This is a genomic window from Parasutterella secunda (genome assembly GCF_023336895.1).
Classification (GTDB): Bacteria; Pseudomonadota; Gammaproteobacteria; order Burkholderiales; family Burkholderiaceae_F; genus Aphodousia; species Aphodousia faecalis.
The window spans coordinates 1-15,175 of record NZ_JAMBLT010000014.1 but is presented as its reverse complement, the minus strand read 5'-3'; the positions used below and the strand labels follow the sequence as shown (position 1 = coordinate 15,175).

Sequence of the window (15,175 nt, the reverse complement as noted above, 5' to 3'; positions counted from 1 at the left end):
CACTTTAAGAAAACACGCAATTATACCCTAGATATGCGCATCTTGCCAATGCCATTACCTAAAGCTTGGAAAAAAGTTTTGCGATTATATCAGTTTTTCTTCAATAAGTCTCGCAAGTTAGCAAAAGGTTTCGGTCTTTCGATCACTTCTTCGTCTTCGGAAGCTATGTCGCTATGTTTAAGCGGAGCTTCACAATCATCATGACGGGGGAAATTAGGCAGTGACAGAATGATTTCTTCCTGAACCCAAGCCGCCACATCCATATGCTCTGAACCGACAACCACTTCCCACTCCTCATCTTCTTCAACAGGAATGCGATTGGCTTCTGCTTCGCTTTTAACAAAAAGAAACGGCACTTCACGCTCAATGTCAATATCTATCGGTTGAGTGCAGCGGGTACAGCGCATTTGCACTTTTCCCTCGATAGTCAGTATGGCCGCCGGCAAACCGCGGACGCCTTCCGTTCCTTCAATTTCAATTGCAAAGGGTTTTACTGTTTCACTATTAATAATTAGGCTGGCGAGTTCGGGCATCTCCGAAATGTTCACCGTTGTGTTAATCTTCTGACGATTTGTTGCCACTGAAAAAATGTCGACAGTGGAAAAGTTTTGATTGCTTTTCGACATCCTTTACTCCCAAAAAGGTTACGAGGCGTATGTTACAGAAGAAATTGGTTCTGGGGTCAAGTTCTCCCTATCGAAAAGAGTTATTGGAACGTTTGGGTGTTCCGTTTGAATGTGTTTCTGCCGATATTGATGAAAGCCGCCACGAAGGTGAAACACCTGAAGCCCTTTGTGTCAGACTGGCTCGTGAAAAAGCCCTTAAAGTCAAATCCATGGTGGGCGATGCAATTGTGATCGGCAGCGATCAAGTTGCCGTTCTGGGAGAAAGAATTTTGGGCAAACCCCACACTCGCGAACGAGCGATTGAACAGCTTTCCAGCATGCAAGGACATACAGTTTATTTTCTGACAGCCCTTTGCATCATTGGTGAAAAAGGCGAAATCTTTGAAACAATGGTTCCGACTATTGTTACGATGAAAAAACTTTCCGTCAAAACTATTGAAAATTATCTCGATCGCGAACAACCTTTCAATTGTGCTGGCTCTGCCAAGATCGAGAAGTTGGGTATCGCCTTAATGAAGGAAGTCCGCTCAACCGATCCTACTGCGCTCATCGGGCTGCCTCTTATTGAAACCGTAAACCTTTTAGCTAAAGCAGGCCTGGAAATTATTGAAGGAATTGGTGAGGCTTAATTGAGTATGACTGGAACGCTGTATTTATTACCCAATCGAATAGCCGAACGTCCGGTAGAGGAAACGATTCCTACCTACACGCTTGAGGTACTGAGAAGAACTCAGTTTTTTCTAGCTGAAAATGCCAAAAGCGCCCGCGCTTATTTAAAAGCCGCCTCCCATCCTCAACCAATTGCCGAACTTCACATAGAGGAAATCGGTCATGAACCGCAGAGTGAAAAAATTGATGAGTGGCTTACCCCGCTTTTGGAAGGCCATGACATTGCAATTGTCAGCGAATCAGGCTGCCCCGGTGTAGCGGACCCAGGCGCAACGATCGTCGCCCGCGCTCAAGAAAAGGGACTAAAGGTTAAGCCTCTGGTGGGCCCCAGTTCTATTTTGCTCGCTTTAATGGCAAGCGGTTTAGACGGTCAGCATTTCCGCTTTTTGGGCTACCTTCCGATTAAGGAACCGAGCAGAACTCAGGCATTGCGCGATGCCGAACATCAAAGTGCCAAGGGTGAAACTCAAATTTTTATTGAAACACCCTACCGCAATCAGGCTTTTTTAGAGTTTCTCTGTCAAACACTTCAAGCCGATACAAAAATTACGATTGCCTGCGATGTCACGGGGGAAGCTGAATTCATCAGAACCCAAACAGCCTTAGAGTGGTCTGAAGAGAATATTGATTTACCGAAATTGCCAACTATTTTCGCCATCCTGGCTGTTAAAAGCCGAAAAAACAATGAACGGAAGGTGAAGAAAGACTTCAAGCATTTCGCACGTAAAAAGCAAGGCAGCTTTTGGCGTCAAGCTTAAAAAGACATGGGCGGTTTTCCCGCCCATATCCTTCATTAAAACTTCGACTAGAAAATTAAAGCAACTCGTCAACACCCAGAGCGCTCGCTAACTGGGGCACATCGTCCACAACAGGCACCTTCCACTTCACCAATTCACTCTTGGGAAATGCTCCGTAGCTGACAGCCACAGCCGCGCAGCCGGCATTTTTCGCCAACCACAGATCGTGCTCGGTGTCACCGATCATCACCATTTGATGAATGTCCACACCAGTCTCTTCAGCCAACATTTGCAGCATCAGCGGATTGGGTTTGCCGGCGCTTTCATCAGCCGTAACCGTTGCTTCAAAAATATCACCCACCCCGGTTTGTGCAAAAACCCGATCCAATCCCCGACGACTCTTTCCGGTTGCAACGGCAAGACGCAGACCGGCCGCTTTCATTTTGCGCATTAGATCTTCAAGTCCGGGGAAGATTCCGATTTCCTTTTCTTTAACGAGATAGTACTCACGGTAAGCTTGTTCAAACTGATCGTAGTGATCAAAACGGAATTCAGGCTCAATGGTTAAAATCGCACTTCTCCAATCCAGTCCAATCACACTTCTGGCGATCTGCATGCCGGGATCTTTATAACCCAAGGCGACAAAAGCATGGCAAATACCCGCGGCGATCGGTTCGGTTGTATCCATGACCGTACCGTCCCAATCAAAAACAAACAGATCAAATTTGGGTACCAACATCGTTATTGTTCCTTTCTCTGCTTTAAAGCAGTAATTAACTCTGCACAATCTTTAGGCAATTGAGCGGTCACAGACATTGACTGTCCGGAAATCGGGTGCTTGAATTCTAAGCGATAAGCATGCAGAAACATTCGCTTAAAGGGAATGCCGAGACTGCCTTTAGCGATTTTCTTATTTTCTTCAAAATCACCGTATTTATCATCACCGACCAAAGGGTGACCCGCCCATTGAGCATGGACTCGAATTTGGTGAGTGCGTCCAGTTTTCAAATCAACATTGAGATAAGAAACTGCCCCGAAACGCTCAATGAGCTGAAAAATACTATGACTTGGCAACCCCTTTTCTTCGTCCACACAGACACGCCGTTCACCGGATGACGTTACAAATTTATAAAGCGGGGCTTTAATGTGCTGACGGTCATTGACCCAGTCACCCAAAACAAGGGTTTTATACGATTTATGTAATTCACCGTTTCGGATCATCTCGTGAAGTCTGACCAAAGCCTTTCTGCTTTTAGCCAACATCATCACGCCGCTTGTGTCACGGTCGAGCCGGTGCACAAGTTCCAAGTAAGGTTGGTTAGGGCGGGCAGCTCGCAGCCGTTCAATCAAACCGAAACTAACGCCTGAGCCACCGTGAGCAGCTAATCCCGCAGGCTTATCTACCACTAAAATGTGCTCATCTTCGTACAAAATCGGCAATTCAATATCGTCAATCGGACGGGCTGATTCTTTTTTCGCGATCGTCGAAACACGAATAGGCGGCACTCTCAACTCATCGCCCAACTGCAAACGGGTATCAACCGTCGCTCTTTTTTTATTAACACGGACCTCCCCGCCTCGTACAATTCGGTACAGATGGCTCTTGGGGACGCCTTTAGCTATACGAAATAAGTAATTATCAAGCCTTTGTCCATCCGCATCCGCACCGATGCGAATCCAGACAACGGCATCAGCTTTAGCACTTGCTTGCGATGATGGAATAAATGTAGGGGTTTTCCCAACTAAATTTGCCATAACTCTATATAATGGGGAACTTGTTGAATCGGAACAAAAAATGTAGTTTGTTGCGATCAACTTTGATAGAAAATCAACATGTGCATTTTAGCCATGTTTTGATTAAAAATTTCTCTTTGTTGAACCGTGTGTCCAACGAAGTTTTTTGTGTGCCTGAAAGAGCTGCCTTTCAGGGTGTCGTGGCGGAGCTGCGGTTAGTCTGCAGACTGTGAAGCCTAAGTGTTTAATACACGAAAAGCAGCAAACGGTATTTGTTAAGTCCTCTTTTCGGACCCAATCGGTCGATCAGAGGCGTTTGTTAATTGCCGTGATGAAAAAATCTGTGGTTGGACAAGCCCCACTGGGATCACCGTTGAACATTTTCGGTGAATCAGACTTGTCAATATTAAGACGATAGTATTTATTAGACCTCATGTGAGGGATTGAGCTCATAGATGCAAAATAGGGTCACTATTTTGAATTCGTTCGTTTCGGTGCTCTCCCTACCGCGGCTTTGATAGTGACGCGACACATGTCTAACAATTTGTTTTCTCGCACGACCTCGGTTAGAGCTATTCACCGGGGTTCTGGTTGTTTGAGAAAAGATTAAGCGGCCGGACGTTTTTCCCGGCTATGCTTGCGCCACGGATTTGTTTCTGACACGGCACGCCAGACTTTGACGACCTGCGACAGTGGTTGTCAGCCCGGAGTGTTCAATGAAACGCATGTTATTTAACGCCACGCACGCCGAAGAAACGCGCGTCGGCATTGTTGATGGCCAAAAGCTCATCGATATTGATATCGAAACAGCCGGCCGTGAACAACGTAAATCCAATATCTACAAAGGCATCATTACCCGTATCGAACCGAGCCTTGAAGCTTGTTTCGTCAATTACGGTGAAGATCGCCACGGTTTTCTCCCTTTTAAAGAAGTTTCCCGTCAATATTTCAAAGAAGACGTCGATGTTCGCACGGCGACCATCCGTGATGCCCTCGTTGAAGGACAGGAACTGATTGTTCAAGTTGAAAAAGAAGAACGCGGCAATAAGGGTGCTGCACTAACCACCTTTATTTCGCTTGCCGGCCGCTATTTGGTCTTAATGCCCAACAATCCTCGCGGAGGCGGTGTTTCACGTCGTATCGAAGGTGAAGAACGTCAGGAACTGCGCGAGACGATGGATCGTTTGAAGTTGCCAGCCGGCATGAGCATCATTGCCCGCACCGCTGGGATCGGCCGCACGGTTGACGAATTCCAGTGGGACCTCAATTACCTGCTCAAACTTTGGGAAGCGATCTGCGAAGCCGCTCAACCGCAATACGAATTACAAAGCCGTGAAGGCAACCGCGTTGTTACCAAATACGTGACGGAATCCGTCGGTCCCAAGGGTGAGGCACTTAAGCGAGCCAACCCCGCACCGTTTTTGATCGTTGAAGAAAGCAACCTGGTCATTCGCGCTATTCGCGACTACTTCCAACCGGAAATCGGTGAAATCCTCGTTGATACCGATGAAATTTACGATCAAGCCCGTCAGTTCATGGCCCATGTGATGCCTGACATGGTGGGCCGGGTCAAGCGCTACCGTGAAGAAACGCCGCTTTTCTCGCGCTTTCAAATTGAGCATCAAATTGAAACCGCTTACTCGCGTACGGTCCCCCTGCCCTCCGGCGGCGCTATTGTGATTGACCACACGGAAGCCCTGGTGGCCGTTGACGTGAACTCTGCACGCGCAACCAGAGGCTCTGATATTGAAGAAACCGCCTTCAGAACAAACTGCGAAGCAGCCGACGAAGTAGCTCGCCAAATGCGTCTTCGCGACTTGGGCGGTTTGATTGTGATCGACTTTATCGATATGAACGATCCGAAGAACCAACGCGCAGTTGAACAACGCCTCAAAGACGCGCTCAAGTATGACCGAGCCCGTGTTCAAATGGCAAAAATCAGCCGCTTCGGTTTGATGGAATTGTCCCGTCAGCGCCTGCGTCCGGCCTTAGCCGAAGGCAATCACATCACCTGCCCGCGTTGCAACGGCGTTGGCGTCATTCGTGATACTGAAAGCTGCGCATTGCAGATTTTGAGAATTCTTGAAGAAGAAGCCATGAAGGAAGGCACAGGAGCCGTCCACGCTCAAGTGCCTGTGGATGTCGCAAGCTTCCTTTTGAACGAAAAGCGTCGTGATATTGCCAAGATTGAACAACGTCACCGTCTGCCTATCGTTTTGATTCCTAACAAGTTCCTCGAAACGCCGCACTACCATATCGAACGTCTGCGTTACGACGATGAACGCTTGGATGATGAAGTGGCTAGCTACAAGCGAGCTGAAGAAATTCAACCCGATGAGGAGGCGATCGACCCTTATCGCGTGAAGAAACCGGAAGAAAAGCCGGCGGCCAAACGCCAAGAACCGGTTCTTCGCAACTTCATGCCCGAAGTAGCTCCTGAACACAATGAGGCTGACCGCTTAATCAATAAGAAGGCCGAACAACGGGCCGCCCGCGAAGAAGCGGCCAAGCGTGCCCAAGCCGCCCAGGAGCCGAGTCTTATCCGACGCTTGATTAACTTCCTCTTTGGTTCCGATCAAAAACCGGCTGAAGAAAAGAAGGACGAAGAGAAGAAGGGACGCTCTGATCGTCGCTCTCGCCGCAATCCCCGCGATCGTCGCGAGAAGGACTCTACGTCGCGTCGTCAACGCAGAGAACGCACCCGTGTTGAAAAAGATGAAGACAAGAGTGCATCGGTTGATAAACCGGAAACAACGGAAAGAGTAAAGACTCAAGACAAGGAGGCGGTTCGTGATACGCAAACACGCCGCCGTCCGCGCCGCCGCGTCAAGAGTGAAGAAACGCCGGAATTGTTGCCTGCTCCGGAAACCAAAGTCGCTTTGCCGAAACCTGTTGTGGAAGAAACCGCACCGGCTCCTCAAACGGTTGCCAATGACGAAGACTTCAACTTTGCTACCGATACGATTCCTGAAGCGAAGGTTTCTGAAGAACGTGTGGAAGCTTCTGTTGAAGCTCAACCTCAGGCTGAATCGAGCAATATCGAACGCCGTCCGCGTCGCCGCCGTCGCACCACGGACGATTTAATGGTTCGCCGTGACCGAATTCCGCCTGAAATTGAAGCCGAAGAAATGAATCGTGCTCCGATTGTGTTGCCTGAAGAATATATTGAGGAAGCACCGGTACGCACTGAACCTTTGAACAAATCTGAGCTTCACCTCGAAGTGAAGGAAAATACGGTTGAACCGCGTCACGTGAACGTTGAAAGTCAAATCGCTAATCAAAAACGCGAACCGTTGGCACAGCGTCCCCGCGCCGAAGAGCAACCTCTCGAAGAAAAGGTTGAAGACGTTCAAAAAACCGAGGTAACGGTGGAGGTTCCTGTTGCCGAAGCCACTTTAGCAGTTGAAGAAACTGTTTCTGAAACCGCTGAAGTTGCTACAGCAGAAGACGCCATGGCGCGTTTGACAGCCGGTCTTGATGAAGCCTTGGCTAAGAGTGGTTTGACCGTTGTGCACACCAATCCTGAATTGGTCCACCCAGTTGATTACTCACCTGTCATCTATCCGGGACGCCCCAGAAAGGTTTTGCCGCCTTTAGATGACACGCCGCTCATTCAGGTTCACACAAAGACCCTCTGATATTACTGATTACTGACTCGGAGGGCGAAGCCAAATGGCTCGCCCTCCTCTTTTTCTAAACAAAGTATCGTGACTGACAGCAAACTTCTTAATAAGACAATTGATGAACTCGTAAAACTCATCAAGAAAGCCGACGCAGCAACCGATATTGATCAAAAATATCCGATCTACACCAAGTTGCAGCTGGCCGCTGCTTCAGCGTACGCCAAATTAGAGTCAGACTTCATAACACCGGTCATTCAAAAGCTAGAAGAAAACAATTACGAATACAGCGATTTAATGCGCTGGACATTTTTCTTTGAATGCTTATCGTGCAACATCACAGATGACAAATACACTCATGCCTTGATGGTCATGCCGTTTATGGCCTCAAGCGCATACGGTTTGCCGTTCGGAGAAATTCCGCAAGAAGCGTTAAAGAAAATTGAGGTTTTCTTAAAAGGTCTCTTTACACCTGACTATCAAATCCGCATCAATAGCGACATGGTCAGTACCGATACATTTGCCCTACGACCTTGTGAAATGCAAAGCCATGTCAGACAATGGGTGGCCTCGAGTAAACCTGGTATCTCGCGCTTTATCACTTCTGAAGAGACCCGTGAGGAGATGACCGAGCTTGTTGCTGATATTCGCTTGATTCCTTTTATTGTCAGCACCCCCATCAAAAAGCTTCCGCTCACCACTTTTGTGCCGGAAGTCAGTTTGCAGAAAATGCAGAAAAATCTTGTTTTTGCACTCAAGCGCATTTTTGATGAGCATTACCCGGCAACGCACATGGAATTTTTGCAGCATCCTTCTGAAGAGCTTCAGACGTACTTGCAAAAAGTCGATGATCCGAAGAACTACAACACAAGTCTCATGTTGCCGTGCATTGCCTCCATGATGGAAGCCGGCCGTCTCTTCCGCCATTTCTCTTTAAGAGAAGCACTTGCCAAGCTTCAGCAAACTGACGGCTACGCCATTAAAGATCTGCAAATTGCCGTCGCTCCTTTTTACGAACCGGCGGGGCCCGGAGAGGCAAAGATGGCAGAATTTCGTCTTGGCATCAGTCTTAAAGGCGAGAATTCAAAGGTTTATCAAGGATTGGGGTGGCCTGTCTTTTTTGATGATCCCGCCGAGCTTCTCGATAGTCTCGAAGCCACTTTAATGCTGCACAAATTTGAGCATGAGCAAGTGCGATTTGTGAGTGAAGGGACGTTTATGCTCGAAGACGATGATGAGGAAGTTCGTTACCCGGCCTTTGACGGTAAGCTCTATGAACCATTCTTACGTGAAGAGATTTCTTACCTGACACCGACTCTTTATCAGCTCAATTGATCTTTTGTCTTAACCGATAAATGAACGGCTCTGTCGCGTATTTTTGCTGACAGAGCCGTTTCTTATTTAATGGATTAAATTAGTTGCGTTGAAAAACGAAATTACCGTTAACCATCGTGGCATCGACCTTAACCTTGAGGATGTCGTCAGGATTAATGGTGAAGATGTTGTTGCTTAAAACAACCAGGTCCGCGAGATACCCCTTCATCAAGCGCCCCTTCACCTTTTCATCAAAGGAAGCGTAGGCGCTTTCAATGGTGTAAGCATCAACGGCCGAATAAATATCCACACATTCCTCAGGATGCCAACCGCCGGCAGGTTCGCCACGCAAATTCTTGCGAGTCACCGCACAGTAAAGGTTGGCAATCGGATCCATATCTTCTACGGGGCTATCCGTACCGTAGCTCGTGTGAACGCCCAAATCCATCAAGGTCTTGAAGGCATAGCTTGTTGCCGCCAAGTCCTTACCCACACGATCTTCCACAATGGCCGTGTCGTAGTGCAGGAAGATCGGCTGAACCAAAGCTAGGATGTCATTCTTTGTGAAGCGTTCAAGCAACGGACGATCCGTGATCTGAACGTGAATAATGCCCAAACGCAACGGATTTTCACCATTTTCACAAACCTTGTCATAGGCGTTCAAAACGTTTTCAATCGCCGCGTCCCCAATGGCGTGCACAGCCACGCCACAATTATTCTTAACAGCCATGCCGACCAACGTATCGATTTCTTCAGGCGTTAAGGTGGCAATACCACGAGTGGACGGATCATCAGCATAGGGTTCACGCATGTAGGCCGTACGGGCGCCGAGGCTGCCGTCAACAAAGAGCTTCAAGGGACCGAAGCGGTTGAAGTCGTTACCCACACCCGTGCGATAGCCTTTATCCAAAAATTCTTGGAAAGCATTGGGCTCCATGAAGCTGAATTGGTGGTAGACACGGACAGTCGGCGTTTCAGCCAACACTTGATTGTAAGCTTCAAGCGTCGATTCCCAGTCTCCCATGCGCACGTCACACGTTTGGACAGAGGTCACCCCCGTTTCATTGGCGTGCTTCATGGCCGTGCGGATTAAACGCTTTTTCGTTTCAATCGAACGTTCACTCATTAAGCAGCGGACTTGAGCGCGTGCGTTTTCACGCACAACCCCGGTCAATTCACCGTTTTCTTGGTCAATGGCGCCGCCTGCGTTCGGAACCGTGTCAACCGTGACACCGGCCATTTCAAGCGCCTTGGTGTTGCAAGTCAGAATGTGACCGCAAGCGCGATCGAAAATGATCGGGTAATCCGTCGAAATCTTATCCAAGTCGTGACGAGTTAAAAGACGATGCTCGTCTGTAAAGTAGTCCTGATTCCACCCCATCCCGTGAATCACTTCACCGGGCTGCGGTTGATTTTCTTCAATATAGCGACGACCGCGCTCAATCACTTCTGCGATGGAAGTAACACCTTGAAGTCGAACGGCAGCCAACGCGATACCCGTGTTAAAGAGGTGTTGGTGCGAGTCATTAAAACCCGGAACAATCGTGCGGCCTTGTGCATCGTACAAATTTTCGTTGCCCGTGCAGGCAGCGCGCACCTCTTCCTCTGTACCGACCGCTGCGATCTTGCCATCATCACCCACTAAAAGAGCTTGGGCAAATACGTCTCGTTGGACATAAATATTGGCGTTATAAATCAATGTCGACATGGTGTTACTCTCCATTTTCCTTAGCTTGAGCGGCCACTTGAGCGTCGTGCTGCTTGCGGAACATTACTTCATAGATAACCAAACCGAGCAACGGCACAATGAAACCTAAAACAACGGTGATCGGATCGTTGCCGATCGTGTTAATGATCAAACCGATCATCACAGCGCAGATGATCAAAATCGGGATCGGATAGAACCAAACGCGATACGGGCGTTCCAAATCCGGATACTTACGGCGCAAGACAATCACGGCAAAGAAAGTCATACCGTGGAAAATCATACCGCACAAGGCAACCAAACTCGTCAATTCACCCAAGGTTCTCGACAGAATCAAAACAATGGCGAGAACAGCCGAAGCAAGTTGGGCGTTGACCGGCGTGCGATACGTCGGGTGAAGCTTGGCAAAGGGCTTGAAGAACGCACCGTCACGAGCCATGGCGTAAGTCATACGCGGAAAGGCAAGAACGCAACCGTTTAAGGAACTGAAGATTGCCAAAATCATGGCCGCGCCCACGATGTAGAGACCGGCGCTGCCAAAGAGCATGTTAGCGGCTTCCGTACCCAAGTAGTAGTTGCCGGAATTAACCATTTCCACAATCTTGCCGTAAGGCACGACACGGAAAATGGCGTAGTTAAAGAGCACGTACAAAAGCGCCACGCCAACGATAGCCAAAATCAAAGCAAGCGGAATGTTTTTCTTCGGATTCTTGATTTCTTCTGCTATGTTATTGAGGTTGGTCCATCCTTCATAGGCCCACAACGTGGCGATAACGGCGAAACCGATCATCGAAAGCAAAGTCGAGATGGAGGGCATTTCACCCGGGTACATGAAGAGGTCGGGAGATTCTTCGCCCAAAAGCAGACCCGCAAAGAGAATCAAAAGAATCGGCAACATCTTTAAAACCATAAAGACATTACCCAAACGGCTGCCGATACCCACCCCGCGGATATTAATAAGCGTCAAGAGCAAAACGGTGGAAATGGCAATAACCTTTTGACTGATCGGGTCAATTGTCCAAATGGAATTGAGCGCCGCGGCAAAGGCGACAGCCAATGCAGCGATGGAGCCCGGGTTGGACAGGCAGAAATTACCAAACCCGCACATAAAGGCAATGCGTTCGCCATAAGCTTCACGCAAATAAACGTAGTAGCCGCCAGCCTTCGGGATCATGGCACCTAATTCAGCAAAGCAGATACCGCTCAAAAGCGTCACCAGACCGCCGATTAACCAAACCAAAAGGGAGAGACCGGGACTCATGCCCGCGCGTTGGAGAACGATGGCACCGATGTAGAAAATACCGGAGCCGATCATGATACCTGCCAAAACGGAAATGCCACCGAAAAGCGTTACATCACGACGCATTTCAGTCTTCTCGCTTTGCAGTTGATTGGCAACAGAGCTTGTCGTCATCATCTAGTCCTTATTGTTATTGAATTAAACAAAAGCTATAAAAAAAAGTTGCATCCATCGATGCAACCTTGCTTATGTCATTCAAATAAGGCGATGACAGCCGTTTGCGATCGATAGCTCCTCCACTTCCTGTCGAAAGCGGGAGTCATGGAAATATTCTTCCCATGCCCAACTGGTGATTCCTACCGGAATCATCGTTTCGGCGACTTGACCTTTCTCGAGCTGTCTTCGGGTGTCCCCTCAGGCTTGATACTCTTTCGCGTCGCGCCTCTATCAACTTTGGATTAAATTAAACGCCAAAAATTAACGTTTGTAAATAGAAAGAAAAAACAAAAAAGGCCCGATTTTTTTATTTCGGGCCTTTTTTTAAGCAATTTAGATTAGAAGTTTCTAAATTTATGCGTCAACTGACTTCACATCAAAGGTGAAGTCATCGCCTTTGGCACCAACCGTCACGGTATCACCCGGTTTAACGTTGCCAGCCAAAAGCAGACGAGACAAACCGTTTTCGATATGATCTTGGATCGCGCGCTTTAATGGACGAGCACCGTAAAGCGGATCAAAACCAACCTTGGCGATTTCCGTTAAGGCTTCATCGGTCACAACCAACTTAATGTCCTGAGCCTCGACACGGGCGGCCAATTTCTTCAGTTGAATCTTGGCAATATCCTTAATCACCGATTCACCCAAAGCATTAAAGACCACAATCTCATCAATACGGTTGATGAATTCCGGACGGAAGTGCTCACGCACCTGCGCCATCACAGCGGTCCGGATTTCATCCTTGCCGGCTCCGACAAGCGACTGAATTTCATGTGAACCCAAGTTACTTGTCATGATGATGACCGTGTTCTTAAAGTCCACCGTCCGACCTTGACCATCGGTCATACGACCGTCATCCAAGACCTGCAGCAAGACGTTAAAGACATCCGGGTGCGCCTTTTCCACTTCATCGAGCAAAATGACGCTATAGGGTTTACGGCGAACGGCCTCGGTCAAATAGCCGCCCTCTTCATAACCCACATATCCCGGAGGCGCACCGATCAAACGAGCCACCGAGTGCTTTTCCATGAATTCGCTCATATCGATACGGATCATGGCGTCTTCCGTATCAAAGAGGAACTCTGCCAAAGCCTTCGTCAGTTCCGTCTTACCGACACCGGTCGGTCCTAGGAAGAGGAACGAACCGTAGGGGCGATTCGGATCTGATAGACCGGCCCTTGAGCGCAAAATCGTTTCAACAACGGCCTTGACGGCTTCGGGTTGTCCCACAACACGGCGTTCAAGCGCTTCACCCATGTGAAGAAGCTTTTGACGCTCGCCTTCCATCATCTTGGAAACCGGAATACCCGTTGCACGGGAAACCACCTCGGCGATTTCCTCTGCTCCGACGCTTGTACGCAAAAGCTTGGGCTTCATCTCGCCTTTCTTAGACTCTTCTTTTCTCAGCTTTTCCTCAAGTTTAGGCAACACACCGTATTGCAACTCGGCAAGCTTTTCGAATTGTCCCTGGCGGCGGTACTCTTCCATTTGGTGACGGGTCTTATCAATATCGTCACGCGCTTTCTTCGCTTCAAGCGCCTCGATCTTTTCTTTCTTCCAGACCTCTTCCAAATCACCGTACTGCTTGGTCAGATCCGTGATTTCGTCTTCAATCGCGGCCAACCGTTTTTTACTGGCATCATCGGTTTCTTTCTTCATCGCCTCGCGTTCAATCTTTAATTGAATGATTCGGCGATCAAGCTTATCAAGGGCTTCCGGCTTGGAGTCGATTTCCATCTTCACGCGTGCCGCCGCTTCATCGATCAAGTCAATTGCCTTATCGGGCAAGAAACGGTCGGTGATGTAACGGTGCGACAACTCAGCCGCAGTCACGATAGCCGGGTCAGTAATTTCAACGCCGTGGTGAGCTTCGTACTTTTCCTGCAGTCCACGCAAAATAGCGATCGTATCCTCAACGCTTGGTTCATCGACCATCACTTTTTGGAAACGACGTTCAAGCGCGGCGTCCTTTTCAACGTACTTGCGGTACTCGTCAAGCGTGGTCGCCCCGATTACGTGCAATTCGCCACGGGCAAGAGCCGGCTTTAGCATATTGCCCGCATCCATCGAGCCCTCGGTCTTACCGGCTCCGACCACGGTGTGCAGTTCATCGATAAACAAAATGATCTGACCGTTGGCACGCGTGACTTCTTTGAGTAACTTCTTTAAGCGTTCCTCAAATTCACCACGGTACTTGGCTCCGGCAATCAAGCCTGCCATATCCAAACTTAAAATCCGTTTGTTTTTCAACGTATCAGGCACTTCGCCATTGACAATACGCTGGGCCAAGCCTTCCACCACGGCTGTCTTACCGACACCGGGTTCACCGATCAACACAGGGTTATTTTTCGTTCTGCGCTGCAGAATCTGCATGGCACGACGAATTTCATCATCACGGCCGATAACCGGGTCAAGCTTGCCTTCACGCGCCTTGGCGGTTAAATCAATGGTGTACTTTTTGAGGGCTTCGCGCTGATTTTCCGCATCCGGATTATCAGCCGAGTCTCCGCCCCGCACTTCTGCAATGGAAGCCTCAAGCGCCTTACGGGTTAAGCCGCAGCGTTTGGCAATACGAGACGCTTCCCCTTGCGCTTGCGTCAAAGCCAAGAGTGCCATATCCACGGAAATGTATTCATCACCGTGAGCCATGGCTTCCTTTTCAGTGAGGTTCAACCAATTGATCAGATCGCGGCCGGGCTGAATATCGCCCCCTGTACCGCTTACCTTCGGCAAACGGCGAACCGTGTCTTCAACCTCTTGAACAAGTCTTTGAACCGATACACCGGCTCTCTGAAGCAACGACTTCGTGGATCCGTCTTCGTCACGCAAGAAAGCTGCGAGAAGATGCACGTCTTCCATGATTTGGTTGTCGTTGCCAAGCGCAATTGTTTGTGCGTCAGCCAAAGCTTGTTGGAATTTTGTCGTTAATTTATCTTGTCTCATTGTTTTCTTTCCTTCTGCTTTGCCCGTTTCCAGAACCGGCAAAACAATCTTTCTAACTCCTATATGGGGTAGGGTTTAGAAATTTCAAGAGAAAAGAAAAAGATATTTTTTACTTATTTTTCAATGAGATAATGACAAATTGAAATAGATTGTCACACAAAAGAGGTGGATCAAAAACTTTTTTCTCACAGAATAATCACGAAGGAAGCCCCTTGTTTTAACAAGGGGAGGAATTCGTGCAACGACCTTGGTCGTTAAAGTAAAATTCAGTCCCATGACTAGCCCAACCTTTATCATTGAGCTTCCCATTCGTGTGAGTGATTCTGAATCTCGAACGATTCTCAGAAAGCTAGAGTTCGCTCGCCAACTTA

The 15,175-nt window shown here is 48.5% G+C and carries 10 protein-coding genes and 1 riboswitch; of the genes, 4 read left to right on the top strand and 6 right to left on the bottom strand.

Going from position 1 to position 15,175, the window contains the following annotated elements; all coding sequences use genetic code 11:
* Positions 1–89: 89 nt before the first annotated feature.
* Complete coding sequence (locus tag M3080_RS08465) at positions 90–626, bottom strand: YceD family protein (protein WP_249092716.1); 537 nt, start codon at positions 624–626, stop codon at positions 90–92.
* Positions 627–655: 29 nt separating this feature from the next.
* Between M3080_RS08465 and M3080_RS08460 the strand changes: the two genes are divergently transcribed.
* Positions 656–1,255, top strand: coding sequence for a Maf family protein (locus M3080_RS08460; protein WP_249092715.1), 600 nt, complete (start codon positions 656–658; stop codon positions 1,253–1,255).
* A 6-nt stretch (positions 1,256–1,261) separates the two neighbouring features.
* The gene (locus M3080_RS08455; RefSeq protein ID WP_249092714.1) at positions 1,262–2,053 is read left to right on the top strand and encodes an SAM-dependent methyltransferase; all 792 of its coding nucleotides are present in this window, start codon (positions 1,262–1,264) and stop codon (positions 2,051–2,053) included.
* 55 nt (positions 2,054–2,108) lie between these two features.
* On the opposite strand, the gene M3080_RS08450 is transcribed toward M3080_RS08455, so the two are convergent.
* A complete protein-coding gene (locus M3080_RS08450; protein ID WP_022472299.1) occupies positions 2,109–2,771 on the bottom strand; it encodes an HAD-IA family hydrolase in 663 nt (220 codons plus the stop codon).
* Between the two features lie 2 nt (positions 2,772–2,773).
* Positions 2,774–3,787 (bottom strand): RluA family pseudouridine synthase, encoded by a 1,014-nt coding sequence (locus M3080_RS08445; RefSeq protein WP_249092713.1) that lies wholly within the window; start codon positions 3,785–3,787, stop codon positions 2,774–2,776.
* Positions 3,788–4,482: 695 nt separating this feature from the next.
* Here M3080_RS08445 and M3080_RS08440 point away from each other — a divergent pair.
* Positions 4,483–7,404 (top strand): Rne/Rng family ribonuclease, encoded by a 2,922-nt coding sequence (locus M3080_RS08440; RefSeq protein WP_249092712.1) that lies wholly within the window; start codon positions 4,483–4,485, stop codon positions 7,402–7,404.
* A gap of 69 nt (positions 7,405–7,473) precedes the next feature.
* Positions 7,474–8,721, top strand: a complete 1,248-nt coding sequence (locus M3080_RS08435) for a DUF2863 family protein (RefSeq protein ID WP_249092711.1) — start codon at positions 7,474–7,476, stop codon at positions 8,719–8,721.
* Positions 8,722–8,800: 79 nt separating this feature from the next.
* Here M3080_RS08435 and M3080_RS08430 read toward each other — a convergent pair whose 3' ends face one another.
* From M3080_RS08430 to clpB, 3 genes are all read right to left on the bottom strand, one after another.
* Positions 8,801–10,408, bottom strand: coding sequence for an amidohydrolase (locus M3080_RS08430; RefSeq protein ID WP_249092710.1), 1,608 nt, complete (start codon positions 10,406–10,408; stop codon positions 8,801–8,803).
* 4 nt (positions 10,409–10,412) lie between these two features.
* On the bottom strand, positions 10,413–11,819 hold the full coding sequence (locus M3080_RS08425; protein WP_249092709.1) for an APC family permease: 1,407 nt from the start codon (positions 11,817–11,819) through the stop codon (positions 10,413–10,415).
* Between the two features lie 106 nt (positions 11,820–11,925).
* Positions 11,926–12,100, bottom strand: a riboswitch (Lysine riboswitch).
* A 115-nt stretch (positions 12,101–12,215) separates the two neighbouring features.
* Positions 12,216–14,804 (bottom strand): ATP-dependent chaperone ClpB, encoded by a 2,589-nt coding sequence (clpB, locus tag M3080_RS08420; RefSeq protein ID WP_249092708.1) that lies wholly within the window; start codon positions 14,802–14,804, stop codon positions 12,216–12,218.
* Positions 14,805–15,175: the final 371 nt, after the last annotated feature.

Excerpts from the sequence above, each read along its gene's own strand:
- M3080_RS08465 (WP_249092716.1), bottom strand. The coding sequence starts at position 626 with ATGTCGAAAAGCAATCAAAACTTTTCCACTGTCGACATTTTTTCAGTG.
- M3080_RS08460 (WP_249092715.1), top strand. The coding sequence starts at position 656 with ATGTTACAGAAGAAATTGGTTCTGGGGTCAAGTTCTCCCTATCGAAAA.
- M3080_RS08455 (WP_249092714.1), top strand. The coding sequence starts at position 1,262 with ATGACTGGAACGCTGTATTTATTACCCAATCGAATAGCCGAACGTCCG.
- M3080_RS08450 (WP_022472299.1), bottom strand. The coding sequence starts at position 2,771 with ATGTTGGTACCCAAATTTGATCTGTTTGTTTTTGATTGGGACGGTACG.
- M3080_RS08445 (WP_249092713.1), bottom strand. The coding sequence starts at position 3,787 with ATGGCAAATTTAGTTGGGAAAACCCCTACATTTATTCCATCATCGCAA.
- M3080_RS08440 (WP_249092712.1), top strand. The coding sequence starts at position 4,483 with ATGAAACGCATGTTATTTAACGCCACGCACGCCGAAGAAACGCGCGTC.
- M3080_RS08430 (WP_249092710.1), bottom strand. The coding sequence starts at position 10,408 with ATGTCGACATTGATTTATAACGCCAATATTTATGTCCAACGAGACGTA.
- M3080_RS08425 (WP_249092709.1), bottom strand. The coding sequence starts at position 11,819 with ATGACGACAAGCTCTGTTGCCAATCAACTGCAAAGCGAGAAGACTGAA.
- clpB (WP_249092708.1), bottom strand. The coding sequence starts at position 14,804 with ATGAGACAAGATAAATTAACGACAAAATTCCAACAAGCTTTGGCTGAC.